This window comes from Pseudonocardia sulfidoxydans NBRC 16205 (genome assembly GCF_007989085.1).
GTDB lineage: Bacteria > Actinomycetota > Actinomycetes > Mycobacteriales > Pseudonocardiaceae > Pseudonocardia > Pseudonocardia sulfidoxydans.
The window spans coordinates 1-25,001 of record NZ_BJVJ01000002.1 but is presented as its reverse complement, the minus strand read 5'-3'; the positions used below and the strand labels follow the sequence as shown (position 1 = coordinate 25,001).

General features: G+C 74.5%; 24 protein-coding genes. 10 read left to right on the top strand and 14 right to left on the bottom strand.

Annotated features, from left to right (window positions below):
- Positions 1 to 14: 14 nt before the first annotated feature.
- Positions 15 to 1,973, bottom strand: coding sequence for a vWA domain-containing protein (locus tag PSU4_RS01350; RefSeq protein ID WP_147101900.1), 1,959 nt, complete (start codon positions 1,971 to 1,973; stop codon positions 15 to 17).
- Positions 1,966 to 3,366, bottom strand: a complete 1,401-nt coding sequence (locus tag PSU4_RS01345; protein WP_147101898.1) for an ATP-binding protein — start codon at positions 3,364 to 3,366, stop codon at positions 1,966 to 1,968. Before PSU4_RS01345 ends, PSU4_RS01350 begins: the two co-directional genes overlap by 8 nt.
- A 126-nt stretch (positions 3,367 to 3,492) precedes the next feature.
- Between PSU4_RS01345 and PSU4_RS01340 the strand changes: the two genes are divergently transcribed.
- Positions 3,493 to 4,017, top strand: coding sequence for a DinB family protein (locus PSU4_RS01340; protein WP_147101895.1), 525 nt, complete (start codon positions 3,493 to 3,495; stop codon positions 4,015 to 4,017).
- Positions 4,018 to 4,083: 66 nt separating this feature from the next.
- On the opposite strand, the gene PSU4_RS01335 is transcribed toward PSU4_RS01340, so the two are convergent.
- The 3 genes from PSU4_RS01335 to PSU4_RS31765 form a co-directional block, all read right to left on the bottom strand.
- Positions 4,084 to 4,989, bottom strand: a complete 906-nt coding sequence (locus tag PSU4_RS01335; protein WP_147101891.1) for a M56 family metallopeptidase — start codon at positions 4,987 to 4,989, stop codon at positions 4,084 to 4,086.
- A 33-nt stretch (positions 4,990 to 5,022) separates the two neighbouring features.
- Positions 5,023 to 5,364 (bottom strand): BlaI/MecI/CopY family transcriptional regulator, encoded by a 342-nt coding sequence (locus PSU4_RS01330; protein WP_147101889.1) that lies wholly within the window; start codon positions 5,362 to 5,364, stop codon positions 5,023 to 5,025.
- 89 nt (positions 5,365 to 5,453) lie between these two features.
- A complete protein-coding gene (locus PSU4_RS31765; RefSeq protein WP_246114891.1) occupies positions 5,454 to 6,182 on the bottom strand; it encodes a L,D-transpeptidase in 729 nt (242 codons plus the stop codon).
- 294 nt (positions 6,183 to 6,476) lie between these two features.
- On the opposite strand from PSU4_RS31765, the gene PSU4_RS01320 reads away from it, so the two are divergent.
- Positions 6,477 to 7,994, top strand: coding sequence for an MFS transporter (locus PSU4_RS01320; protein ID WP_147101887.1), 1,518 nt, complete (start codon positions 6,477 to 6,479; stop codon positions 7,992 to 7,994).
- Here the strand turns inward: PSU4_RS01320 and PSU4_RS01315 are convergent.
- Positions 7,983 to 8,816, bottom strand: a complete 834-nt coding sequence (locus PSU4_RS01315; RefSeq protein ID WP_147101885.1) for a TIGR03620 family F420-dependent LLM class oxidoreductase — start codon at positions 8,814 to 8,816, stop codon at positions 7,983 to 7,985. The two genes, PSU4_RS01320 and PSU4_RS01315, sit on opposite strands and share 12 nt — an antisense overlap.
- A gap of 74 nt (positions 8,817 to 8,890) precedes the next feature.
- Here PSU4_RS01315 and PSU4_RS01310 point away from each other — a divergent pair, with 74 nt between their 5' ends.
- Positions 8,891 to 10,453, top strand: a complete 1,563-nt coding sequence (locus PSU4_RS01310; RefSeq protein ID WP_147101883.1) for an FAD-dependent oxidoreductase — start codon at positions 8,891 to 8,893, stop codon at positions 10,451 to 10,453.
- Between the two features lie 100 nt (positions 10,454 to 10,553).
- Complete coding sequence (locus tag PSU4_RS01305) at positions 10,554 to 12,155, top strand: bifunctional 3'-5' exonuclease/DNA polymerase (RefSeq protein ID WP_147101881.1); 1,602 nt, start codon at positions 10,554 to 10,556, stop codon at positions 12,153 to 12,155.
- Positions 12,156 to 12,159: 4 nt separating this feature from the next.
- Here the strand turns inward: PSU4_RS01305 and PSU4_RS01300 are convergent, their stop codons facing one another.
- The 3 genes from PSU4_RS01300 to PSU4_RS01290 form a co-directional block, all read right to left on the bottom strand.
- A complete protein-coding gene (locus tag PSU4_RS01300; RefSeq protein WP_246114890.1) occupies positions 12,160 to 13,083 on the bottom strand; it encodes an SGNH/GDSL hydrolase family protein in 924 nt (307 codons plus the stop codon).
- Between the two features lie 102 nt (positions 13,084 to 13,185).
- Positions 13,186 to 14,370 (bottom strand): adenosylmethionine decarboxylase, encoded by a 1,185-nt coding sequence (speD, locus tag PSU4_RS01295; protein WP_147101879.1) that lies wholly within the window; start codon positions 14,368 to 14,370, stop codon positions 13,186 to 13,188.
- A 121-nt stretch (positions 14,371 to 14,491) separates the two neighbouring features.
- Complete coding sequence (locus tag PSU4_RS01290) at positions 14,492 to 15,613, bottom strand: type III PLP-dependent enzyme (protein ID WP_147101877.1); 1,122 nt, start codon at positions 15,611 to 15,613, stop codon at positions 14,492 to 14,494.
- A 30-nt stretch (positions 15,614 to 15,643) separates the two neighbouring features.
- Here PSU4_RS01290 and PSU4_RS01285 point away from each other — a divergent pair, with 30 nt between their 5' ends.
- A complete protein-coding gene (locus PSU4_RS01285; RefSeq protein ID WP_147101875.1) occupies positions 15,644 to 16,111 on the top strand; it encodes a pyridoxamine 5'-phosphate oxidase family protein in 468 nt (155 codons plus the stop codon).
- A gap of 54 nt (positions 16,112 to 16,165) precedes the next feature.
- Here the strand turns inward: PSU4_RS01285 and PSU4_RS01280 are convergent, their stop codons facing one another.
- Together PSU4_RS01280 and PSU4_RS01275 are read right to left on the bottom strand one after the other, a co-directional pair.
- Positions 16,166 to 17,164 carry an acyl-CoA dehydrogenase family protein gene (locus PSU4_RS01280; RefSeq protein WP_147101873.1) on the bottom strand — a complete coding sequence of 333 codons (999 nt, stop codon included), beginning with the start codon at positions 17,162 to 17,164 and terminating at the stop codon, positions 16,166 to 16,168.
- The gene (locus tag PSU4_RS01275; RefSeq protein WP_246114889.1) at positions 17,161 to 18,339 is read right to left on the bottom strand and encodes an acyl-CoA dehydrogenase family protein; all 1,179 of its coding nucleotides are present in this window, start codon (positions 18,337 to 18,339) and stop codon (positions 17,161 to 17,163) included. The genes PSU4_RS01280 and PSU4_RS01275 overlap by 4 nt, the downstream gene beginning before the upstream one ends.
- Positions 18,340 to 18,597: 258 nt before the next feature.
- Here PSU4_RS01275 and PSU4_RS01270 point away from each other — a divergent pair, with 258 nt between their 5' ends.
- Genes PSU4_RS01270 through PSU4_RS01255 form a run of 4 tightly spaced genes read left to right on the top strand, consistent with a single transcriptional unit; the run spans position 18,598 to position 21,225 of the window.
- Positions 18,598 to 19,314: an energy-coupling factor ABC transporter permease gene (locus tag PSU4_RS01270; RefSeq protein ID WP_246114888.1), complete on the top strand. Its 717-nt coding sequence runs from the start codon at positions 18,598 to 18,600 to the stop codon at positions 19,312 to 19,314.
- Entirely contained in the window at positions 19,311 to 19,685 is a 375-nt protein-coding gene (locus PSU4_RS01265) for a PDGLE domain-containing protein (RefSeq protein ID WP_147101870.1), read from the top strand. Before PSU4_RS01270 ends, PSU4_RS01265 begins: the two co-directional genes overlap by 4 nt.
- Positions 19,685 to 20,449: a cobalt ECF transporter T component CbiQ gene (gene cbiQ / locus PSU4_RS01260; protein WP_147101869.1), complete on the top strand. Its 765-nt coding sequence runs from the start codon at positions 19,685 to 19,687 to the stop codon at positions 20,447 to 20,449. The genes PSU4_RS01265 and cbiQ overlap by 1 nt, the downstream gene beginning before the upstream one ends.
- A complete protein-coding gene (locus tag PSU4_RS01255) occupies positions 20,446 to 21,225 on the top strand; it encodes an energy-coupling factor ABC transporter ATP-binding protein (RefSeq protein ID WP_147101867.1) in 780 nt (259 codons plus the stop codon). The genes cbiQ and PSU4_RS01255 overlap by 4 nt, the downstream gene beginning before the upstream one ends.
- A 29-nt stretch (positions 21,226 to 21,254) precedes the next feature.
- On the opposite strand, the gene PSU4_RS01250 is transcribed toward PSU4_RS01255, so the two are convergent.
- The 3 genes from PSU4_RS01250 to PSU4_RS01240 all read right to left on the bottom strand — a co-directional run bounded on the left by PSU4_RS01250 (position 21,255) and on the right by PSU4_RS01240 (position 23,983).
- Positions 21,255 to 22,649, bottom strand: a complete 1,395-nt coding sequence (locus PSU4_RS01250; RefSeq protein ID WP_246114887.1) for an SPFH domain-containing protein — start codon at positions 22,647 to 22,649, stop codon at positions 21,255 to 21,257.
- A 61-nt stretch (positions 22,650 to 22,710) separates the two neighbouring features.
- Complete coding sequence (locus tag PSU4_RS01245) at positions 22,711 to 23,148, bottom strand: NfeD family protein (RefSeq protein WP_147101866.1); 438 nt, start codon at positions 23,146 to 23,148, stop codon at positions 22,711 to 22,713.
- A 19-nt stretch (positions 23,149 to 23,167) separates the two neighbouring features.
- Positions 23,168 to 23,983, bottom strand: coding sequence for a DUF3097 domain-containing protein (locus tag PSU4_RS01240; RefSeq protein ID WP_246114901.1), 816 nt, complete (start codon positions 23,981 to 23,983; stop codon positions 23,168 to 23,170).
- Between the two features lie 182 nt (positions 23,984 to 24,165).
- On the opposite strand from PSU4_RS01240, the gene PSU4_RS01235 reads away from it, so the two are divergent.
- Positions 24,166 to 24,963 carry an Rv1486c family protein gene (locus tag PSU4_RS01235; protein WP_147101864.1) on the top strand — a complete coding sequence of 266 codons (798 nt, stop codon included), beginning with the start codon at positions 24,166 to 24,168 and terminating at the stop codon, positions 24,961 to 24,963.
- Positions 24,964 to 25,001 lie beyond the last annotated feature (38 nt).

Genomic DNA, 25,001 nt, shown 5'->3' with positions numbered 1-25,001 from the left:
GGTACCGGTGCGGGTCAGCGGCGCCGCGTGCGCAGGTAGTCCGACACCACTTCGGCGCCCAGCCCGTCGAGCGAGGGGGCCACGACGCGGCCCCCGCAGCGGCGGGCGACGTCGTCCATGAAGGCGGCCAGCCGGGGGTCGTCACCGAGCACGAAGAACGTGAACGCCGCGTTCAGTGCGGTGAGCCGGTCGAGCTCGGCCACGGTGGCGCGCAACGTGTGCGGGCTCGGCGGGTAGTCGAAGTAGGCCTCACCGTCGGGTTCGAGGTGGGCGGTCGGCTCCCCGTCGGTCACCACCAGCACGACGGGCATCGCGTCCGGGTGGCGGCGCAGGTGCTGCCCGGCGAGCAGCATCGCGTGGTGCAGGTTGGTGCCCTGCGCGTACACCCCGTCGAGCCCGACGAGCTCCCCCAGCTCCACGGTGCGGGCGTGGCGCCCGAACGTGATCAGCGCGAGGTCGTCGCCGCGGAACCGGGTGGAGATCAGCTGGTGCAGCGCCAGCGCCGTGCGCTTCATCGGCACCCACCGGCCCTCGGCCACCATCGACCACGAGGTGTCGACGAGCAGCGCCACCGCGGCGCGGGTCCGCTGCTCGGTCTCGACGATCTCGACGTCGCTGACGTCGAGGGTGCGGGTGTCGCCCCCGGCCCGGCGCAGCTGGGCGTTGAGCAGGGTGCGGGGCACCGACCAGGCCTCGGTGTCGCCGAACGCCCACGGCCGGGTCGCGCCGGTCGCCTCGCCGGCGGCGCCGGAGCGGCGGGTCTCGCGTTCCCCGCGCCGCGACCCCATCTTGTCGACGACGTCGCGCAGCGCCGACTCCCCGAGGCGGCGCAACGCCTTGGGCGACAACAGCAGCGAACCGTCGGGGGCGCGTTCGAACAGGCCCTGGCGGGCCAGCTCACGCTCCAGGTCGGCCAGGGCGCGGGCGTCGACACGGGCCTCGTCGCCGAGCAGGTCGGCGACGGCGTCGAGGTCGATGTCCTCCAGCCGCGCGCCGGGGTAGCTCTGGGCGAGCTGCTCGGCGAGCGCGTCGAGCTGCCCCAGCTCCTCCAGGGCGCGGGTGGCCTCACCCATCCCCATGGGGTTGTCGCCGCGGAACCGGCCGGAGCCCTGCCAGTCCTCGCCGGGGCGCAGGCCCTGCAGGTTGGCGTCGAGCTGCGAGAGCGCCTGGGCGAGCCGCGGGTCACCGAACGCCTGCTGCGACAGCTCCATGAGCTCGGCCCGCTGCTCGGCCGACATCGAGTTCATCATCCGCTGCGCGGCGGCGGCGCGGGCGGCGAGCAGGTCGGCGAGCTCGTCGGTGTTCTGCGGGTTCTCCGGGAAGAACTCGCCGTGTTCGGCCATGAACTCGGAGAACTGCTGTGTGGTGTCCTGGCCGGCGGCGTGGTTCTGCAGGAGCGAGTTGAGGTCGTCGAGCATCTCGCGGATGGCCTCGACGTCCTGCGGCGTCGCGTTCTGCATCGCCTCCTTCATGCCCTGGAAGCGCTGGTCGAGCATCTCCCGGCCGAGCAGGTCGCGGATCTCCTCGTAGGCCTCACGGGCGTCGGAGGAGCGCCAGTCGTACTCCGACAGCTCCCGCACCGCGCCGCCGGTGTCGTTCGGGAGGGCGTCGAGCTGCATCTCGCGGAACCGGGCGTCATCGGAGTGCTCGTTGGCGAGTGCGTCGCGCTCGGCGTTCATCGCGCGTTCCAGCAGCTCACGGACCTGCTGCAGGGTGCCGTCGAGCCGGTTGTCGCGTTGGAGGTCGCGACGGCGCTGCCACACCTGCCGCGACAGCTCGTCGAGACCGCGACGGCCCTCCAATCCGCGGCGCAGCAGCTCCTGCAGCGCCTGCCGCGGGGAGCTGCCGTCCATGACGTCGCGGCCGATCTGGTCCATGGCCGAGCGGATGTCGAACGGTGGCGCCAGCGGGTCGGGCCCGCCGGCGTAGGGGCCGTAGGCGTACCTGCGCCGGCGCCGGCGCGGATCAGCCATAGCTGACCGTGTCTCCGTCGTCGGAGGAGTCCTTGGCGAGCTTGCGCGTGAGGAACAGGTACTCCAGCGCCAGCTCCGCGGCCGACGCCATCGGGCCCGGGTCCTCGGTACCGGACGCCCCGAGCCGGGTCGCGACCTCGGTGAGCGCCGGGACCTGCGGCAACGCCGCGACGACCTCGGCGGCGGGGACACGTTCGCCGGTGCGGACCGGGCGGGTGCCGACGGCGTCGGTCAGCTCGGAGAGGTCGACGCCGCGCAGGGCGAACCGGGCGGTGTCGGCCGTGGCCCGGCGCAGCAGGTGCTCGAGGATCTCCTCCTCGCGGCCTTCCTCACCGGAGGCGAACTCCAGCTTCCCGCGCAGCACCGCGGGCACCGAGTCGAGGTCGACGGGCCGGGCGACGGCACGGGCCTCCCCCGTGATCGCCGCCCGCCGCAGCGCCGCGGCCGCGACGGTCTCCGCGGCGGCCACCGCGAACCGGGCCGAGACGCCCGACGACTGGTCGATCGCGGTCGCCTCGCGCAGGTGCCGGGTGAACCGGGCGACGACCTCGATCAGGTGCCGCGGCACGTCGGCGACGAGCTCGGCCTCCTGCTCGACCAGCGCGATCTCGTCGCGCACCTCGAGCGGGTAGTGGGTGCGGACCTCCGCGCCGAAGCGGTCCTTGAGCGGGGTGATGATCCGCCCGCGGTTGGTGTAGTCCTCCGGGTTGGCGCTCGCGACGAGCAGCACGTCCAGCGGCAGCCGCAGCGTGTAGCCGCGGACCTGGATGTCGCGCTCCTCCATGACGTTGAGCAGCGCGACCTGGATGCGCTCGGCGAGGTCGGGCAGCTCGTTGATCGCGACGACGCCGCGGTGCGCGCGCGGGACCAGCCCGAAGTGGATGGTCTCCGGGTCGCCCAGCGAGCGGCCCTCGGCGACCTTGACCGGGTCGACGTCCCCGATGAGGTCGGCGACCGCGGTGTCGGGCGTCGCCAGCTTCTCGGTGTAGCGCTCGGAGCGGTGCCGCCACGCCACGGGCAGCGCGTCGCCCAGCTCGGCGGCGCGACGGATCGAGGCGGGGGTGATCGGCTCGTAGGGGTGTTCGCCCAGTTCGGAGCCCGCGATGACGGGGGTCCACTCGTCGAGCAGGCCGACGAGGGAGCGGAGCAGCCGGGTCTTGCCCTGGCCGCGCTCGCCCAGCAGGACGAGGTCGTGGCCGGCGAGCAGGGCGCGCTCGAGCTGGGGCAGCACGGTCGACTCGAAGCCGACGATGCCGGGCCAGGGGTCGCGGCCCTCGCGCAGGGCGGCGAGCAGGTTGTCGCGGAGTTCGGACTTGACGTCGCGCTGCGTGTGACCGGAGGCGCGCAGCGCGCCGAGGGTGTCGGGAAGATCGGAAGGGAGTGTGACGGGCACGTCCTCACGCTACGCCGCGGGCGTCGGGACGATCGCCGAAAATCGTGGCCGCTTGCGGTCAGGATCTGACCACAACGCTTCGTAACGTTCTCCTCGTCGGAAACGCCAGACCACCCGGAGGACGACATGATCGACACCCAGGACGCCCCCCAGACCCTCACCGGTGAGCGCGCCGACCTGCAGGAGGCCCTGGTCAAGCAGCGGTTCTTCCTGGTCAACACGCTGCGCGGGCTCAGCGACGAGCAGGTCGTGGCGACGCCCACCGTCTCCGAGCTGTGCCTGGCCGGGCTGGTCAAGCACGTCGCCGCCACCGAGGACAGCTGGCTCGACTTCATCGAGAACGGCGCCCCCACCCACGAGGGCGAACCCGACTACGAGGGCCACGCCAACTCGTTCCGGCTGCTGCCGGGCGAGACCGTCGCCGGGGTGCTCGCCGAGTACGACCGCGTCGCCGCCCGCACCACCGCGCTGCTGGGGAGCCTGCCCGACCTCGACGACTCGCACCCGCTGCCCGAGGCCCCGTGGTTCGAGCCGGGCGCGCGCTGGTCGGCGCGCCGCGTGCTGCTCCACATCGTCGCCGAGACCGCGCAGCACTGCGGGCACGCCGACATCATCCGCGAGGCGATCGACGGCGCGAAGTCGATGGGATGAGCCCCTGTGAGTGGCGATGGTCGCCATGGCGACCATCGCCACTCACGACCCCCGCGGTGCTGCTCCTCAGAAGTGCAGCAGCAATACCGTCGGGACGGCGACCAGCGCCACCGCCGCCAGCCGCACCGACACCCGGAACGCCGTCGACGGCGGCGGGGGTGGGGCGGCGATCCGGGCGATCCGGGCGTCGACCGCCGAGGTGAACGACGACAACGCCGCCGTCGGCGCCGACCCGCCGACGGTACGCAGCGCCCCTGCCAGCTCCCGCTGCGTCGACCGCGACGCGGCCACGTCGTCGGCGCGCATCTCGATCAACGCCGCGACCGCGAGCTGCGCACGCACCATCCCCCGCACGAACGGCGCCGTCGCCCCCCACGCCACGAACGGCAGGACGACCAGGTCGTGACGTTCGGTCAGGTGCGCGCGCTCGTGGGCGAGGACGGCCCGCACCCCCTCGGGCGCAAGACGTTCGAGGACCCCCGCCGACACCACCAGCCGCGAGCTGCGCCCCGGCAGGCAGTAGGCGACCGGGATCGGATGGTCGAGCACCCGGGTGCCCGGCACCGCGGGCCACGGCGTGGCGAGCACGTCGAGCAGGTCCCGGTGGCGGGCTCGGGCCCGCAACGTGCGCACCGTGACCGACGCGAGCACGAAGAACAGCCGCGCCCCCAGCAGCAGGGTCGCGACCAGGGCGACGGTGTTGCCCGCGCCGAGGTCGTCGAGCACCCGGCCCTCACCGACCGCGCGGGAGAAGCCGCCGACCGCGGGGATCAGCGTCGGCCCGAACGGGGCCAGCCCGTAGACGATGCCCGCGCCCAGCAGCGACAGCCCGCCCGCGAGCCCCACGGCCTGCCACATCAGCAGCGCACCCACCGGGTCGCGCGCGGGCCAGTGCGCCGCGGCCAGGGTGCGGCTGACCGGCTCCGCGAGGAGCAGGCCGAGGACGAGCAGGCCGAGGGCGGTCAGCTCCATCGATGACGCCGGACACGCACGACGGCGGGACCGTCAGCCCAGCAGGTCGCGCAGGGCGGCGCGTTCGTCGTCGGGGATCGAGCCCAGGAAACGCGCGAGCGCGGCCCCACGGTCGGGGGCGGCGTCGAGTGCGTCGCGCATCAGCTCGGCCACATGGTCCTCCCGGCTGGCCACCGGCTGGTAGTGGTGCGCCCGCCCGTCGCGGGTGCGGGTCACCAGCTGTTTGCGTTCCAGCCTACCGAGGACCGTCAGCACGGTCGTCGTCGCCAGGTCACGGTCGGCAAGGGCCTCCTGGACCTCTCGCGCGGTCTGCGGCCCGTCGGCGGCCCACAGGACCTCCATGACGGCACGCTCCAACTCACCCAGACTCGGCACGAGGTCGATTCTACCCCGCGTAGAAGTGAATTCGGTGCGTCCGGACGGGGTGTTCGCCGCTGGAGACCCTGCCCGTCCGAACGGTCCTCCTAATGAACCTGGACCTCGTCGCCGACCTGGAGGTAGGAGAACCACGCCTTCGCGTCGTCGTGGACGAGCTTCACGCAGCCCGCCGACGGGGTGTCCTGCCGGCCCTCGTGGAACGCGACCCCGCCGGGAGCGAAGAAGACCGAGTACGGCATCGGGGTGCCGAACTCGCGGCTGGTGTACTGCTCAGCCTTCCACTGCACCGCGAACGTCCCGGTCGGCGTCGGGTACTCGGAGCCGCCGTGCTGCATCGCGACCGGCCCGCGGACGACCTGGTCGCCGTCGAGCAGCCAGGCGGTGCGGGTGGCCAGGTCGACGCAGGCGCGGGCGGTCGCGGTGCACGGCGTGCCGGCGACACCGTCGGGGCGGGCGGCAGGAGCCGTCGTCGTGCGGGGGGTGGTGCTGTGCTGCGCGGTGGCACGGGTCGTCGGGGCCGTGGTGGTGGTGGTCGTCGAAGGCGGGGCTGTCGAAGGCGGGGTTGTCGAAGGCGGGGCTGTCGAACGCTGGGCGGTGCTCGACGGCGGCGCGTCGGTGGTCGCGGTGCGCGGCGCGGTGCCGAGGACCGGGAGGTCGGCACGGACCGGGTCGAGACCCGAGGCGGTAGGGGGCGGCTCGGCGGGCGGGGGGCCCGCGGGCGCCGCGAGGGCGACACCCGTGCCGGCGAGGCCGGTGATCGCGACGAGCGCGGCGGCCACCAGCGCCCGGCGCGTGCGGACGGGTCGCGACGTCACCCTGCGCCACCTGTGTGCGCCCATCGTCGGCTACCTCCCGTTCCGTCCACCTCGGCCAACGACCGTCACGTCACCCGGTGACGACCTGGTCACCGACTGTTCCACACGGGCCCGTTCACCCGGCGAGTCGGTATCCCCCTCACGAACACCGCAGGAAAGCGAGCACGGAGCGTGACCGCAGGTCGGCGAAGCCACCCGGTCTGCTGATCATGATCGACGCAACCTCCAGGCGTCCCGCCGCCACACACCCGCGCGCGCGGCGGCGACCGCCGGGGGTGTCTAGGCTCGGCGGCCATGGGCGATGCGGCCGGCGAGCTGCAACTGCGCACCCCCGCGGGACGCTGGGTGCTCCTCACGACGGTCCTCGGCTCGGGCATGGCGATGCTCGACGGGACGGTCGTCAACGTCGCGCTCGAACGCATCGGGCACGAGTTCGGTGCCGGGTTCACCGGCCTGCAGTGGACGGTCAACGCCTACACGCTCACCCTCGCGTCGCTGATCCTGCTGGGCGGTTCGCTGGGCGACCGGTTCGGCCGACGCCGCGTCTTCGTCATCGGCGTCGTCTGGTTCGCGGTCGCCTCGGCGGTGTGCGGGCTGGCCCCGAACATCGAGACGCTGATCGCTGCCCGCGCGCTGCAGGGCATCGGCGGGGCGCTGCTCACCCCCGGCAGCCTGGCGATCATCTCGGCGTCGTTCCACGGCCGCGACCGGGGCGCCGCCATCGGTGCCTGGTCGGGACTGGGCGGCATCGCCGGGGCGGTCGGCCCGTTCCTGGGCGGCTGGCTCGTCGGCATCGACTGGCGGCTGGTGTTCTGGATCAACCTGCCGCTGGCGGTGCTGATCGTCGTCGTCGCGGTCCGGCACGTCCCGGAGACCCGCGACCCGTCGGCGGCACCGCACCTCGACGTGACCGGGACGGTGCTGGCCACGCTCGGGCTCGGCGCGCTGACGTGGTCGCTGACCGGGCTCGGGTCGGGCACCTCCCCCGCGCTGGTCGTCGGCCTGGTCGTCGGCGTCCTCGCGCTGGCGGGGTTCGTCGTCGCCGAACGACGCTCGTCGCATCCCCTCGTGCCGCCGGGCCTGTTCGCCGACCGCGTGTTCACCGCGGCGAACGTCGCGACCCTGTTCATCTACGCGGCCCTCGGCACCGTGTTCGTGATGCTGGTGCTGTTCCTGCAGGTGGTGTCGGGGTTCAGCCCGCTGCAGGCCGGGACGGCGCTGCTGCCGGTCACGGTGATCATGCTGCTGTTCTCCTCGCGCGCGGGCGCGCTGGCGCAGCGGATCGGGGCGCGCATCCCGATGACGGTCGGCCCTCTGGTCTCCGCGGGTGGGCTCGTGCTGATGGGCCGTATCGGGGCGGACGCGTCGTGGCCGGCCGACGTGCTGCCGGCGGTCGTCGTGTTCGGTGTGGGGCTGTCGCTGACCGTCGCACCGTTGACGTCGACGGTCCTCGACGCGGCGTCGGACCGGCACGCGGGCGCGGCGTCCGGGGTGAACAACGCCGTCGCGCGCGCCGCCGGGCTGCTGGCCGTCGCCGTGGTCCCCGGCGTCGCGGGGATCACCGGGGACGCCTACACCGACCCGGTGGTGTTCGCCGCGGGCTACCGGGTCACGATGTGGATCGGCGCGGCGCTGCTGGTGGCGGCCGCGGTCGTGTCGTTCGTGTTCGTGCGGACCGGCCGCACCGCCACACCGGACCTGTCGGCAGGGGGCGGGGCGGCGCCCGGGGGCGACCGGTTCGCCCTCGAACGCTGCCCGCACTGCGGGATCAACGGCCCGCAGGTGGCCCCGGCGGACCGCTCAGAGCCCTAGCGCCCCTGCGAGTTCAGTGAGCCCGGGGACGGGGTCATCGGAGCCGGGCACGAGCAGCTGCGCGCAGACGTGGTCGGCGCCCGCGGCGAGGTGCTCGTTCAGCCGGGCCGCGACGGCGGCGGCGTCGCCGTGCGCGACGACGGCGTCGATCACCTCGTCAGCGGCGTCGTCGAGCTGGCGGGCGGTGAAGCCGAGCCGCATCAGGTTGCGCCGGTAGTTCACCAGGCCCAGGTAGGGGCTGACGACGGCCGGGCGGCCCAGGTCGCGGGCCCGCTGCGGGTCGGTGTCGAGGACGACCTTGTGCTCGGCCACCAGCAGCCGCCCGTCGCCCAGGATCTCCCGCGCCTCACGGGTGTGCTCGGGCGTCGTCAGGTACGGCAGCGCACCCGCGGTCCGCTCGGCGGAAACCCGCAGCACCTTGGGCCCCAACGCGGCCAGCGCCCTCCCCTCGACGGGGACGCCGGCGGCGTCGAGCGCGTCGAGGTAGCCGACGATCGTGTCGAACGGCTTCGCGTACTGCGTCGTGGCCTCCGGGTGGCCGACACCGACACCGAGCAGGAACCGGCCGGGGAACGCCTTCTCGATCCGGTGGTAGGAGCGCGCGACCTCGTCGGCCGGGCTGTTCCACATGTTCACGATGCTCGTGCCGACCGCGATCGCGTCGGTGGCGGACAGCAGTTCCTCGACGATGCCGAGCTCGGCGGGCGGGGAGCCACCGATCCAGATCGCGCCGTACCCGAGCTCCTCGATGCGCGCCGCGAGCGCGCCGTCGAGCTCGCGCCCCCGGCGCCACACGCCGTAGCGCCCGACCTGCACCGTCATCGACGTTCCTCCTCGACCGGCCGTCGCCGGTGTCTGCAGGAGCGGCGCGGACAGGCTCGCTCTACGCTCGACGCGTGGGCTCCCCCGGCGGTCGCGCCGCCCCTCTGCGAATGCGGCCGCGGCTTCTCGTGGCCGCCGACCCCAGCCTGCCACGGCAGGCCCCGCCCGGCACCGAGGCGATCGTGGTCGGGGCCGGTGTGGCCGGTGTGAGTGCGGCCACGGTGCTGGCCGAACGTGGTGTGGCGGTGACGCTCGTCGAGGCCGCCGCGACCTTGGGGGGACGGCTCGGGGCGTGGCCCGTCACGCTGCCCGACGGGTCGGAGCAGGTCGTCGAGCACGGCTTCCACGCGTTCTTCCGGCAGTACTACACGTGGCGGGACGTGTTGCGCCGCATCGACCCCGGCCTCGGGTTCCTGCGCCCGGTCGAGGGCTACCCGGTGATCTCGCGCCGCTTCCCGCCCGAGGATCTGGGCGGGCTGCCCGCGGCTCCCCCACTGAACCTGCTGGCGCTGTTCGCGCGCTCGGCGAGCCTGACGCTGCGCGACCTCGCCGGTGCCGACGTGGCGCTCGGTACCGAGCTGCTGACCTTCGACCGGCACCGGACCACGACACTGCTCGACACCATGAGCGCCGGGGACTTCCTCGCCGGGCTGCGGGTGTCGGACCGGGCGCGGGAGATGCTGTTCGAGGCGTTCGCGCGGTCGTTCTTCTGCGACCCGCAGGGGCTCTCGGCAGCCGAGCTGGTCGCGATGTTCCACTTCTACTTCCTCGCCAACCCCGAGGGCATCGGGTTCGACGCGCCCCGCACCGACCACCTGCACGCCATCTGGGCGCCGCTCGCGGAGTACCTGCGGGCCCGGGGCGCAACGATCCGCACCGGCTGCGCGCTGCGGTCGCTGCGCCCCGACGGCCCGGGCTGGGCGCTGGAGCTCGGCGACGGCGCGACGCTCACCAGCCGCCACGTCGTCCTCGCCCTCGACCCGGGCGCGCTGCGCGACGTCGCCGCCGCCTCCCCGGAGCTGGCTTCGGTGGCGCCGCGGCTGGCCGGCCAGGCCGCGGCGCTGACCACGGCGCCGCCGTTCGTCGTCACCAGGCTGTGGCTGGGTGCCGACGTCGACGCCTCCCGGGCGGTGTTCAGCGCCGTCAGCGGGGAGGCCACGCTCGACTCGGTGACGGTGTACTCGCGGCTGGAGGAGCCGTCGGCGCGGTGGGCCCGTGAGACCGGCGGCTGCGTGCTGGAGCTGCACTCCTACGCGTGCACCGAACCCGACGGCGCCGCCGACCGGATGGTCGCCGAGCTCGCGGCGCTGTGGCCCGAGACCGCCGGCGTCGCGCACGTGCACCGCGTCGACCGGAGCGACGCCACCGCGCCCGCGTTCCCGCCCGGCAGCGCCGGCACCCGCCCCGGGGTGCGCACCGACGCCCGCGGCGTACGCGTCGCCGGGGACTTCGTCGAGGCGCCGCTGGTGTGCGGGCTGATGGAACGCGCCGCCGTCACCGGGGTGCTGGCCGCGGCCGACGTCCTCGCCGAGGTCGGCGCGACCGGTGTCGACGTGTACGGCGTGCCGCAGCGGGGGCTGCTGGCCGGTCTGCCGTCGCGGGCTCGGCACCGGGCGATCGGGCAACGGCCCCTGTGAGTGGCGATAGTCGCTATAGCGACTATCGCCACTCACGAGGTCTGTCGGTGCCGGTCGTTAGGGTCGCCGCATCCTTCCGCGCATCTCTCCTCGTATCGCCGTGCACGCCGACCCCGACGGTCCGCTGCTGATCCAGCGGCTCGACGGGACCGACGCACCGCTCGGGCCCGTCGCGACGGTCGGCCCGGCGGAGCTGTCCGCACTCGACCGCGACGCGCCGCGCTGGGTGTGGCGCAACCCCCGGACCTACCGCGCGTTGCTCGCCGCCGGGGTCCGGGTCGCGCGCGCCCACGACGTCGAGCTGGTCGAGCGGCTGCTGGTGGCGGCCGCGGGCCGGTTCGGCGCCCCGCACGGCCTCGCCGCGGCGAGGGCGCGGCTGGCCGGGCTCCCCGAGCTGCCCGACCCGCCACCGGAGGCCGACGACGAGCCGCCCGGACTGTTCCGCAGCGCCGCCCCCGCGGGTCCGGAGACCCTCGCCGCGCTGGTCGCGGTCCATGCGGCACAACACCGGTCACTGGCAGCCGATCCCCGGCTGTCGCTGCTGGCCACGGCGGAGTCGGCGGGCGGGATCGTCGCCGAGGAGATGCGCGCCGACGGACTGCCCTGGGACGCCGCCGTGCACGACGCGCTGCTCACCGACGCGCTGGGCCCGCGGCCGGGCGGGTACGCCCGCCCGGCCCGCCTCGCGGCGCTCGCCGACGAGATCGACGCCGCCTTCGGCCGCGCCGTCAACCCAGACTCCCCCGCCGAGGTGCTGCGCGCCTTCGCCCGGGTCGGGATCGAGCTGCCGAGCACCCGTTCCTGGGTGATCGAGCGCGTCGACCATCCCGCGGTCGCGCCGCTGCTCGCCTACAAGGAGCTGGCCCGGCTGCACACCGCGCACGGCTGGGCGTGGCTGTCCACCTGGGTGCGCGACGGCCGGTTCCGGCCCGAGTACGTCGTCGGTGGGGTGGTGTCCGGGCGCTGGGCGACCCGCGGCGGTGGGGCGCTGCAGATCCCGAAGGCCGTGCGCGCCGCGGTGCGGGCCGACCCCGGCAACCGGCTCGTCGTCGCCGACGCCGCCCAGCTCGAACCGCGCATCCTCGCCGCGATGGCCGGCGACGACGCGCTGGCCCGCGCCGGCGGCCGCGAACGCGACTCCGACCTCTACGCCGGACTCGCGCACGAGCTGTTCGGCGCGGCCGCCACCGACGGGCGGGCCAAGGCGAAGCTCGCGGTGCTGTCGGCGATCTACGGTCAGACGTCCGGCGACGCCGGCAGACACCTGGCGCTGCTGCGCCGCCGGTTCCCCGCCGCGGTCGAGGTCGTCGAGGCCGCCGCGCGGGCCGGGGAGGACGGCCGCATCGTCCGCTCCTGGCTCGGCCGCACCTCGCCGCCGGCGCAGCCCGGCGACGAACAACCGTCCCGCGCCCGGGCCCGCGGCCGGTTCACCCGCAACTTCGTCGTGCAGGCCACCGCCGCGGAGTGGGCGTTGGTGCTGCTCGCGGAGCTGCGGGCGGCGCTGCACGCCGCGGGCGACCCGGCCCGGCTGGTGTTCTTCCAGCACGACGAGGTACTGCTGCACGGCCCGGCCGAGGGCGCTGCCGAGGCCGCGCGGCTGGTGCAGGACGCCGCCGACACCGCGACCCGGCGGCTCTTCGGCGACACCCCGGTCCGGATCCCCGTCCCGGGGCGCGTCGTGACGTCCTACGCGGAGAAGTGACGGATCAGGCGACGTTCGACGACGGCGCCAGCGCGCCCAGCACGGCGTCGGCCATGCCGCGCATGCCCGCGGCGTTGGGGTGCGCCGGTGCGGCGGGTGAGGTCGGGATCAGGCCCTCGATCCAGCGGACGCCGTGGTCGGCGCACATGTCGTGCCCGATGCTCGGGGTGTAGGTGTCGACGTAGTCCACGCCCGCGGCCGCGGCCTGGTCGGCGAGCATCGTGTTGAGCTTCTGCTCCACCCCGCGCAGGTAGTCGACATCGCCGGCGCTGAACGGGACGAACGGGAAGCAGCCGTCGCCGGTGTCGGGCAGCAGCGCCGGGTAGCCGACCAGCAGCACGTGCGCCTGCGGCGCTCGGGCCGTGACGGCCGCCAGCGCGGCGGCGATCCTCGGGGCGGTCGCGTCGATGCGGGTGGCCAGCTCGTCGCTGCCGGTCCCGGTGTAATGGTCGCGGCATGCCGCACCGGTCGGCTTCAGCGGCGACCGGGTCGCACACTCGGCGACGATCGAGACGAACCCGATGTCGTTGCCGCCGATGCCGAGCGTCACCAGCGACACGTCGGGGCCCAGCGCGTCGAGCTGCGCGGCGTTGGTGCCCAGGCCCGTCCGCTGCGGGCCGGCCAGGTTCGCGGTGGTGGCGCCGCTGCAGCTGACGTCCTGCGCCGTGGTCACGGCGAGACCCTTCGCGACGAGGGCGGGGTAGTTGTTCGTCGACCGCAGGCAGCCGACGGGCTTACCGGTCTGGATCGGGACGAGCGGGCCGGCGGTGTAGGAGTCGCCCATCGCGACGTAGCGGCCGACCGGCGCCGGTTGCTGCGCCTTGTCCTGGGCCTGCTCCTGGGCCGACGCGGGCGAGGCGACCAGCACCCCTGTCGCGAGCGCCACGACGACCGAGGCGGCCGCCCTCCACATCCGAGCAGCCGGCACGCGATCATCCTTCCGGGGGCACTGCGGCCCCCAGCGGGCCGGACCTCCCGAGGATGGCGCACCGCACCCCGGGGCGGAAGCACCCCGACGACTGATTGCGGTTCAGCGGTTCCGCAGCGTGGCAGGCGCGACCGTGCGGGCGCGCAGGAAGTCGGCGTCGATGCTCACCGGCGCGTACGGCAGCACCGCGAGATCGAGATCGGCCAGATCCTCCCCGCCGATCAGGAACGACCACTCGTGCTCGTCGCTACCGACGTAGCGGACCTGGGCGAACACGTCGTGGAACCGGTCCCACGCCGCGCGCAGCGTCGCGTCCCGCCACGCCGCGGCGCTGCCGGCCTGCGACACGACGACCCCGCCGTCGGTGAGCCGGGCGCGGCAGTCGGCCAGGAAACGGTGCGTGTACAGCCGGTTGAGCTGGTTCTCGGCGTCGTCGGGACGCTCGTCGGGGAGGTCGACGACGATCACGTCGTAGCGCGGGCCGTCACCGCGGACCCATCTCAGGCCGTCGGCGTAGTGCACCCGCACCGGCCCGTCGCCGCGTTCGGCCGCCGCCAGGGTCTCGGGGGTGTAGCCGTAGGGCAGGTGCGCCGCGCACGCCCGCACCGCGGCGTCGTCGACGTCGACGTGGTCGACGAGCGTCGCGCCGCACGCGACCGCGAGCTCGCTGACGACGCCCTCGCTCGAACCCACCACGAGCACCCGCTCCCGGCGGCGCGCCGACAACGCGGCCGGGACGAACAGCGCCTCGTGGTAGATCAGCTGCGTCGACTCGGCGCTCTGCCGCTCGTCGTCGCAGAACAGGGTGACGCCGTGCGCGGTGTCGGCGATCAGGATGTCCTGGAACTCCGTCGACTCGCGGTGGTGGATTCGCCCGAGCGCCCAGGTCCTGGTGAGGCCGGGGGAGATCGGCTCGACGACGCGGCCCGGTTCCCCGCCGCGTGGTTCGGTCCGGACCTCGCGCAGTGTCGCGCCGAGCGCGCCCGCGAGCAGCGCCACCGCCCGGTGGGGGTCGGCCGCGTCGCCGCAGGTGAACACGTCGACGAGGGCCCGGCCGTGCTCGGGCCAGGTGTGCACCGACGCGTGCGACTCCGCCAGCAGCGCGACGACGGTGACCCCGTGCGGCTCGAACGCCTCCGCGACCAGCTGCCGAACGGTGGCCCCGGCGCCGGTGAGCGCGTCGGCGAGGGCGGCCCGGAGCCCCGCGACGTCGTCGAGGACGGCGGCGTCGACGTCCTCGAGGTCGGCGAGGACGTGGCGGCCGACGGGCGCGGGCGGCTGGGTCACGACGTCGAAATCTAGGCGCCGCCCCGTCCTCCGCCTGCCCCGGGTGCGTCTCGGGGTCGCTGCGCAGCAGTGCGGTGACCGCGCGCAACCTCACTGCTGTCCGCGGCCGGCGGGCCAACCGTCAGGTTGCGCGGGAGCTCGGCTGCGGCGCCACGTGGACCGGCAGCGGCGCGAACCCGTTGAACCCCACCGACGCGTACGAGGCCGTGTAGGCGCCGGCGTGCAGAAGGTCGACGTGATCGCCCGCCCGCAACGACAGCGGCAGCGCGTACGGGGTGCGCCGGTAGAGGACGTCGTCACCGTCGCAGGTCGGGCCCGCGATGACGACCGGCCCGGTGGGCCCGTCGCGGCCCGCGACCCGCACCGGGTAGTCGATCGCCTCGTTCTCGGTCTCGGCGAGACCCTGGTAGCGGCCGGCGTCGAGGTACACCCAGCGCCGGTGGTCGACGCCCGGGCGTCGCGACACCCGCAGCACGCTCGTGCGCAGCACCCCGGCCTCGGCGACGAGAGCGCGGCCGGGTTCGACGACGAGCCGCACGTCATGTCCGGCGACCGCGGCGGCGAACTCGGCCCACGCGGGAACGGCCGACCGGTAGGCCACGGGCAGCCCCCCACCGATGTCGAGCACCGGACGCTGCACGCCGGCCTCCGTCGCGACGGCCACCGCGGTGGCCGCACCGGCGGAGTAGGTCGCGGGACGGGTCTGCTGCGACCCGGCGTGGAACGTCACCCCCGTCGCGACGAGGCCCCGGGAGCCGCAGCCGCGCAACAGCTCCGTCGCCACCGCGGGGGTGGCGCCGAACTTGCCGAAGAACGGTGTCGCCGACCCGGTGTCGTCGACCAGCACCCGGACCAGGACCTCCGCGCCCGGCGCGTGGACGGCGAGCTCGTCGAGGTCCTCGACGCTGTCGGTGACGAACCGTCGCACCCCGGCGGCGTGGCAGGCAGCCGTCGCGGCGGCACCGCGGACAGGGTTGCCCGCGCAGATCCGGGCGGGATCGGCGCCCGCCTCGACGCACGACGCGACCTCCGCGGGGCTCGCAGCGTCGAACCCTGCGCCGGCGTCGACGAGGACCCGCAGCACGGCGGGGTGCGGGCACGCCTTGACCGCGTACAGGATCTCCGCGCCCGGGAACGCCTGTGTCAGCTCGGCGTACCGGCGCGCCACGACGGCCGGGTCGAGCACGAGGAACGGCGTCGGACGGTTCCGGTCGGAGAGGAAAGCCTCGAGCGCTGACTGCACGCCACACAGCTTCGTCTAGCGTCGGTGATCGTGAAGCCGCAACGCCGTGCCCGCGCCATCGCCATGACCCCCGACGAGATCGACGCGTTCCTCGCGCAGGAGCGCACCTGCCGTGTCGCCACCAACGGCACGAACGGCCCCCACGCCACCCCGCTCTGGTACGCCTGGCACGGCGGGGCGCTGTGGCTGACGTCGTTGTCGCGCAGCCAGCGCTGGGCCGACCTGACGGCCGACCCGCGGATCGCGGCCGTGATCGACGCGGGCCACGACTACAACGAGCTGCGCGGCGTGGAGCTCCGCGGCCGGGTGGAGGTCGTCGGCGAGGTCCCGCGGACCGGCGAGCCCTGCCCGGAGCTCGACGGCCCCGAGCAGCTCATGGCCGACCGCTACCACGGCGGGAAGGTCCACCACGACGGCCGCCACGCCTGGCTGCGGCTGCGCCCGGAGAAGATCACGAGCTGGGACTTCCGGAAGCTCCCGACCGACCGGCAGCGCTGACACCGGTCGTGAGTGGCGGTATTGGCCATGGCCAATACCGCCACTCACGACCGGTCAGGCGGTCACCAGGGGCCAGAGGCCGTCGGCGCCCGCGGCGAGGGTGAGGTCGCCGATGCGCTGTGCCCAGTCGCCGTCGGTGCCGTCCTCGTCGCGCCACGCCCAGAGGCGCGTCGTCGTGAGGCGCAGGTCGTGCTCGCGGGTGAACCCGATGGCGCCGTGGACCTGATGAGCGACGCGGGCGACTTCGGTGGCCGCCTGGCCGGTGCGGACCTTCGCCGCGGCGACGGCCAGCTCGGCCGTCGGCGCGGTGATGCCATCGCGGACGACCACCCGCGCTGCCGACTCCGCCGCCGCCCCACCCGCGGCGACCTCGGCCGCGGCGAGGGCGAGCTGCTGCTGGATCGCCTGGAACCGGCCGATGGGGCGGCCGAACTGCTCCCGCTCCCCCGCGTAGCCGACGGCCCTGGTCAAGGCGCCGCGGGCCGCGCCGGCCAGCAGCAGCGACCGCGACAGCGCCGCCCGGAGGGCGAACTCGGCGGCCGCGCCGTCGGGCGCCGCCGCGACGGTGGCCGCGGCCGAAGACCAGGTCAGCGTGTCGCGTGGCTCCTCGGCGACGTTGGTGCCCTCGACGACCGTCGCCGTCGCCGGGTCGAGCACCACGACCGAACCGCCGCCGAGCGCGACGACCGCGGCGGCGGAACGACCCCACGGGACGCGGGCGAGCGTCCCGGACACCGTGTCCCTGTCGACGCTCAACGGCGCGTCGAGCGCGAACGTCAGCGGCCCCGCCGGGACCTCGAGGCCGGCTGTTGCGGCGAGCCTGCACGCGAGGTCGGTCTCCGCCAGCGGTGCCCACGCGGCGGCCGCACCGGCCTCGACGAGGACCGCGGCCAGGTCGAGCAGCGACCCGCCGCTGCCGCCCGCGTCCTCGGCCACGGCGAGGCGGGCGAGCCCGGTCTGCTCGAGGGTGTCCCAGAGGTTGTCGTCGGTGGCGTCGGCGAACACCGACGCGGCCAGCTCGACGAGGTCCGGATCGACAACAGGAACGGTCATCGGAGCCCCAGTCCGCGCGCGACGATGCCGCGCAGCACCTCGTTGGTCCCCCCGCGCAGCGTGAAGCCGGGGGCGTGCAGCACGGCGTCGGCGAGCAGGCGGGCGTAGCCGCCCTCGGCTCCCGGGTCGGGCGGCACCGACACCAGCAACCGGGCGGCGTCGATGATCTCGTTCTCGAAGCGGGTGCCCAGGTCCTTCACGACGGCCGCCGCCAGCTCCGGCGCCTGTCCCGACGCCAACGACCCGGCCACCGCCAGCGACATCCGCCGCAACGCCCACAGCCGCGCGACCAGCGAGCCCAGCTCCCGGCGCCCCGCCGGCCCGAGGTCGGCACCCGAGAGCTCCCCGACGAGCGCGGCCAGCAGCGGGAACGTCGACAGGAACCGCTCGGGGCCCGACCGTTCGAACGCCAGCTCCCCGGTGACCTGCCCCCAGCCGGAGCCGACCTCGCCGAGGACCATGTCGTCGGGCACGAACGCGTCGTCGAACACGACCTCGTTGAAGTGGTGCGCGCCCGTGAGCAGCGGGATGGGGCGGATCGTGACACCGTCCGCGCGCAGGTCGACGATCAGCTGCGACAGCCCGGAGTGCCGCTTGCCCTCCTCCGGCGGCGAGGTGCGGACCAGGGCGAAGAACGCGTGCGCGTGGTGCCCGCCCGACGTCCACACCTTCGTGCCCGACAGCGACCAGCCGCCGTCGACCTTCGTCGCCCGGCTGCGCACCGACGCGAGGTCGGAGCCCGAGTCGGGCTCGGACATGCCGATGCCGAAGTACACCTCGCCCGCGGCGATGCCCGGCAGGTACTTCCGCCGCTGCGCCTCGGTGCCGTGGCGCAGCAGGGACGGCCCGATCTGGCGGTCGGCGACCCAGTGCGCCGCAACGGGTGCGCCCGCCGCGAGCAGCTCCTCGGTGACGACGTAGCGGTCGAGCGGGGAGGCACCGTGCCCGCCGTACTCCGTCGGGATCGTCATGCCCAGCCAGCCGCGGGCGGCGAGGCGGCGGGTGAAGTCCTCGTCCCAACCCGACAACCACACGTCGGATCGGGGTGTCCAGGCGCCGGCGGCGCGTTCGTCGGAGAGGAACTCCCGGACCTCGGCGCGCAGCGCCTCGGCCCTCGCGGGGAGCTCGGCGGCGGGCGGCGTCAGTGCCGGCAGCCGCGACAGGGTCTGCGTCACCGCCCCATCGTGGACGACCCCGCCCGGATCGGCATGTGACGTGCGCCGCCCCTCCGGTTGGTGGGCCACCCGACCGTCGTGACCGGAACCGCCCGCCCCCGGCTGCCGACCGCCATCACCGCAGGTCACGCCGCCCCGCCGCCACTTCCACGCAACCGCAGATCGAGTGTTCTCGCACATGACTGGCAGGAAGGCCACCGGGTGTGTTGTGCTGACGGCCGCGAAGGACCCGTGCCGCGGGACCGGTGAGGAGCGCAGGTGACCACCACAGACGTCGCGATGCACATGAGCGACGGCATCGTGAACGCGCCGACGTCGCTGATCTTCGGCGTGATCTCCATCGTGATCGTCGGCTACGCGGCCGTGCGCGCCCGCGCCGACCTCGACGACCGCACCGCCCCCATGGCCGGCCTCGTCACGGCGTTCGTCTTCGCCGTCCAGATGATCAACTTCCCGATCCTGCCCGGCGCCAGCGGCCACCTGCTCGGCGGCGCGCTCGTCGCGATCCTCGTCGGCCCGTGGGTCGGCACCCTGTGCATCACGATCGTCCTCGTCGTGCAGGCCCTGCTGTTCGCCGACGGCGGCCTCACCGCGCTGGGCACCAACGTGTTCAACATGGCGATCATCGGGGTGTTCGTCGGGTGGGGCGTCGCCCGCGCCCTGCGCGGCCTCGCCCGGCGCAGCCGCGGCAGGCTGCTCGCCACCGCGTTCGTCGCCGCGTTCGTCAACACCGTCGTCGCCTCCCTCGGATTCGTCCTCCAATACGCGATCGGCGGCGCGGCCGGCGCCACCACCGGCACCGTGTTCGCGCTGATGGTCGGCTTCCACGCCCTCATCGGCATCGGCGAGGGCGTCATCACCGCCGCCACCGTCGGCGCCGTCGCCGCCGTCCGCCCCGACCTCGTCCACCTGCTGCGCACCGCACCCCGCGACGCGCCTGCCACCGCCGTCCGCGGCGAGGGGAGCTCCGCATGACCGCGCCCGACACCCGCCGCCGCTCCCGGTTCCTGCTCGGGTTCCTGCTCGTCGCCCTCCTCGTCGCCGGCGGGGTCTCCTACCTCGCCAGCTCCTCCCCCGACGGCCTCGACTCGGTCACCCTGCACGGCTGCGAGGTCACCGAGACATCCGACGGGGAGCAACTCGACGGCACCTGCATCGCGCAGAACGCCACCGACCACGCGACGGCGTCCGGTCCGCTGGCCGACTACTCCGTCGGCGGGGCCGAGCACTCCGTCGGCATCGCGGGCATCCTCGGCGTGATCGTCACGGTGCTCGTCGCGGGCGGGCTGTTCTGGCTGCTGCGCGGCCGGACCAAGCCGGAACCCGCGCCATCCGACGACGACTGATGGGCGCCGGGCACTCGCACCCGCTGTACCTGCCGGGCGTGTCGGTGGTCCACCGGCTCCCGGCCGAGGTCAAGATCGTCGCAGCGTTCCTCACCGTGCTCTGCGTCGTCGCGACACCCCGCGAGGCGTTCTGGGCCTTCGGCGGCTACCTGCTGCTGCTCGCCGCGGTCTGGGTCGCCGCCCGCATCCCGCCGGGCTGGATGGCGCGGCGCGCCCTCATCGAGGCACCGTTCGTCGTCCTGGCGATCCTGCTGCCGTTCACCGGGCCCGACCCGCGCTTCGACTGGGCCGGCATGTCGCTGTCGCACACCGGTGTCCTCGGGGCGTGGAACATCCTCGCCAAAGGCACCCTCGGCGTGCTCACCTCGCTCACCCTCGCCGCCACCACCCCGATGCGGGACCTGCTGCTCGGCCTGCAGCGGCTGCGCGCCCCCGCGCTCGTCCTCACCATCGCGACGCTGATGCTGCGCTACGCCGACGTCATCGCGGGCGAGGCGCGGCGGATGCGGTTGGCGCGCATCGCCCGCGGCCACGACCCCCGGTTCCTGTGGCAGGCCGGGGCGACCGCGCGGGGCATCGGCAGCCTGTTCGTCCGCTCCTACGAACGCGGCGAACGCGTCCACCTCGCGATGCTCTCCCGCGGCTGGACCGGGACCATGCCGACGACCGGCGCCCCGGCCGCCGCACGCGCCCAGTGGATCGCGGCGCTGGCCGTGCCCGCGGTCGCCGCCGCCCTCGCCGTGGCAGGAATGATGACGACGTGAGTGCCGACACCGAGCCCACTTCGTCGCTCACAGGAGCCGGCGACGAAACGCCGTCGCTGGACGTCCGTGGCCTCGACTTCGCCTACCCCGACGGCACCCCGGCCCTGCACGGGGTCGACCTGCGCATCGAGCCCGGCGAGCGCGTCGCCCTGCTGGGCCCCAACGGCGCCGGGAAGACGACGCTGGTCCTGCAGCTCAACGGGATCCTCGCCCCCACCGAGGGTTCGGTGGCCGTCGGCGGGCTGCCCGTGGCCAAACCGCACCTGCAGGAAGTGCGGCGCCGCGTCGGGATCGTCTTCCAGGACCCCGACGACCAGCTGTTCATGCCGACGGTCCGCGAGGACGTCGCGTTCGGGCCCGCCAACTTCGGGGTCCGTGGCGACGAGCTCACCGCCCGCGTCACCGGTGCGCTCGACGCCGTCGGGATGGCCGAGCACGCCGACCGCTCACCCCTGCACCTGTCCGGTGGGCAGCGCCGCCGGGTCGCCCTCGCGACCGTCCTGTCGTGCGACCCCGAGATCCTGGTGCTCGACGAGCCGTCGTCCAACCTCGACCCCGTCGCCCGCCGCGAACTCGCCGAGGTGCTCCTCGGGCTCGACCGCACGCTGCTGATGGTCACCCACGACCTGCCCTACGCCCTGCAGCTGTGCCCGCGCAGCGTCGTCGTCGACGGGGGCCGGGTCGTGGCCGACGGGCCGACCCGGGAACTGCTGGCCGACACCGAGATGCTGCGCGCGCACCGCCTCGAGCTACCGTTCGGATTCACCCTCGCCTGACCCCACGAACTCGGCGGAGTGGTGTCGGGTCAGCGGGCAGGCGGGGGTGCTGGGTAGCCGGGCAGGCCGCTGCCGCCCTCGTCGTCACGACCCGGCTGCTCACCGCCCTGGGCCGGGGTGCCGCGCGGCGGCGTCGGCACCGAGCTCTGGCCCTGGTCGTCCCAGTCGCCCTGCTCGATCTCCCGCGGTGCCTCAGGACTCGGTGCCTCGCGCCGCGGCGCCGGCGACGGCGGCGTCTGCCGCTGGTGCTGCCCCTGCTGGTGGCCGACGCCGCCCGGAGCACCCGGGATGGCGGGAAGCTCCGCACCCAGCGGCGGGACCTCCTGGCGCGCCTGCGCCTCGGCGTTGGCCACGACCGCGGCGATCTCCGGGTTGGTGCGGGTGTCGAACCAGCCCTCGAGGCCCGGGTCGTCGTCCTCGGGCCGGACCGACTGTCCCGCACCGTCGTCGGGGCTGGGCTCGTAGCGGAACACCCCGTCGTCGCCGGGGGCGCCCAGCATCCGGGTGAAGCCCTCCAGCGCCTTGCCGAAGTCGGACGGCACCAGCCACACCTTGTTGGCATCACCCTGCGCCATCTGCGGCAACGTCTGCAGGTACTGGTAGGCCAACAGCTCCGGCGTCGGCTTGCCCGCCTTGATCGCCGCGAACACCTTCTCGATGGCCTTCGCCTGGCCCTGTGCCTGCAGGTAACGGGCCGCGCGGTCACCCTGCGCGCGCAGGATGCGCGACTGCCGGTCGGCCTCCGCGTTGAGGATCGCCGCCTGCTTCGCGCCCTCCGCGGTGAGGATCTGCGACTGCTTCTGACCCTCCGCGCTACGGATCGCCGACTCCCGCTCACCCTCCGCGGTGAGGATCATGGCCCGCTTCTCGCGGTCGGCCTTCATCTGGCGCTCCATCGACTCCTGGATCGACGGCGGCGGGTCGATGGCCTTGATCTCCACCCGGGCCACCCGGATGCCCCACCGACCGGTCGCCTCGTCGAGCTCGCCACGCAGCTGGGTGTTGATCTGGTCGCGGGAGGTCAGCGTCTCCTCCAACGTCATGCCGCCCACCACGTTGCGCAGCGTCGTCGTCGTGATCTGCTCCACGCCGACGATGTAGTCGGAGATCTCGTAGACCGCCGACCGCGGGTCGGTGACCTGGAAGTACACGACCGTGTCGATGTTGACGGTCAGGTTGTCCTGCGTGATCACCGGCTGCGGCGGGAACGACACCACCTGCTCGCGCAGGTCGATCCGCTCCCGGATGCGGTCGACGAACGGCACCAGGAACGTCAGCCCCGGCGGCTGCGTCGCCTTGTAGCGGCCCAGCCGCTCGATCACCGCGGCCGTGGCCTGCGGGATGATCTGGACAGCCCTGATCAGCGTCACCGCCACCAGCACCACGATCACCAGTACGACGATGAGCGTCACCGTGCCGTCCACCCCGATCCCTCCTCGCTGAAGATCGCCCGACCCTGAAGGGCCGCACCGTATCGCCCGCCGATCAGTCCTCGGCGAGCACCATGGCCGTCGCGCCGGAGATCTCGATGATCCGCACGCGGGTGCCGCTCTCGATGGTCTGCTCGTGGTCGTAGGCCTGCGCCGACCACACGTCGCCGCCGATCTTCACACGGCCACCGGTGTGGTCGCCCCGGACCTCCGCGACGACCGTGCCGTGCCTGCCCACCAACGCCTCGGTGTTCGTCGTGTGGTGCTCGATCGCCCTGTCGAGGCGGCGCCGCAGCGCCGGGCGCACCGCGAAGATCAGCAGCACCGACACGGCCGCGAACACCAGCGTCGCCGGCAGCACCGACAGCCCCAGCAGCGAACCACCGGCGGCGGCCAGGGCACCCGCGCCGAGCATCAACAGGAAGAACTCGCCGCTGAGCACCTCCGCGGCGATCAGCGCCACCCCGGCGATCAGCCAGATCAGTGCGCCCATGCCACGATCCTGCCAGACCTCAGTCGGTGACCGTCACGAAATCGATCAGGTGCTCCACGGCCCCGATCAGGTCGGACTCCAGGTCCCGGAAGCTGCGCACCGCACCCAGGACGCGCCGCGCCCCGTCGGCCGGCTCACCCCAGCGCAACGCGTCGCACACCCCGGTCTTCCAGTCGGTCCCGCGCGGGACCACCGGCCACTGCCGGATCCCGACGACCGACGGCTTCACCGCCTGCCACACGTCGACGAACGGGTGCCCGGTGACCAGCACGTCCGGTCCGGCGACGGCGTGCGCGGCGCGGGTCTCCTTCGACCCGGCGACGAGGTGGTCGACGAGGATGCCCAGGCGGCGGTGCGGGGCCGGTCCGAAGTCCGCGACGGCGGCGGCGAGGTCGTCCATGCCGTGCATCGGCTCCACCACGATCCCCTCCACCCTCAGGTCGTGGCCCCACACCGTCTCGACGAGCGCCGCGTCGTGGATGCCCTCCACCCAGATGCGGCTGGCCCGGGCGGTGCGCGCCTTCAGGTTCGCGACATGGACCGACCCGGACGCCGACCGCCCCGGCCCCCTCGGCGCCGCCCTCGGCACGACCAGCGTCGCCGGGGCGCCCTCGAACAGGAACGCCGCGGGCCGCAGCGGGAACACCCGGCGCGCGCCGTGGCGGTCCTCCAACGTCACCTCGCGGACGTCGACCTTCACCACCGCCCCGCAGAACCCGCTCGCCGGGTCCTCGACGACGAGCCCCGCCTCGGCCGCCACCTCCGGCACCGTCCGTCGCGTCCGACGGCGCACGCCGTCGTCGCCGAAACTGCCGCGGTAGTCGTGGGAGCGCACTGACACCGCAGCGTTCTACCCCGCGCCGACAACCCGATCCGGGCGACACGCCGTGTGCGACACCACCCGTGCGGAGCCGACCGGCCGTGACCGGCGGAAACCGATCCGTCACACCTCGTGTTCAACCCTCACCCACACGGAGGTCATGCCGTCGCCCGCCGGTGTTGCGTAGCCTGACTCGCGTGTCTCGTCCCTCCGCGACCCTGACGGTGTGGGCCTCGGCCTGGCTGGCCGGTGCCGCGGCACCCGACGACGTCCTCGACGCCCTCGCGCCCTGGGCCGACGCCCACGACGTCGTCGCCGTCGACGACGCCGCCGCCGACGCGACGGACCTCCCCCTCCCGACACGGCCCCCGTCGTCGCTGACGTTCCTACTCGCCGCGCTGCGCCGGGCCGCACCCCGCGGCCAGGCCCGGCTCGTGCTGCCCGTCGCCGGCGACATCCGCGGCCTGCCCGGCCCCGGCGCCTTCTCCGACGCCGCGCTCGCCGCCGGGGAGGGCATCCTGTTCCCCGACGCCGGCCTCGGCGCCGTGCCCGGCATCGTCGCCGACGGGGTGCTGCGCTGGACCGTCCACGTCGTGCGCGACCAGCTCCCGCCGCCCGACTACGTGCCGCTCAACCACGCCGAGTTCGACCTGCGCGACCAGGTCCGGCAGTCGGCCTCCGTCCTGACCTCGCTGGGCGTGGCCCGGCACCGCCCGGGTGTGCGCGAGGAGATCGCGGCGGCGCTGCGCTCGCGGCCGCGGTCGATGTGGCCCGACGGCATGCCCCCCACCTCGCTGCGGGTGCTGCAGCACGCCGACGAGGTCGACGCCATCCTCGCCGCCGCGTCGGTCGACGAGCCGGGTGGCGCGTTGTCGGCCTCGGCCGCCTCCGCACGCCGTGATGCGTTGCGCCCCATCGAGACCGCGGTCCGCGTCGCCCGCCGCGCCGCCGTCGCCGAAGCGGTCCGGGTGCTGGCCACCAGCCCCGCGGTCTGACCCCTCCCGCCCCGCCCCGCTCCTTCCCCTCCCCTCCC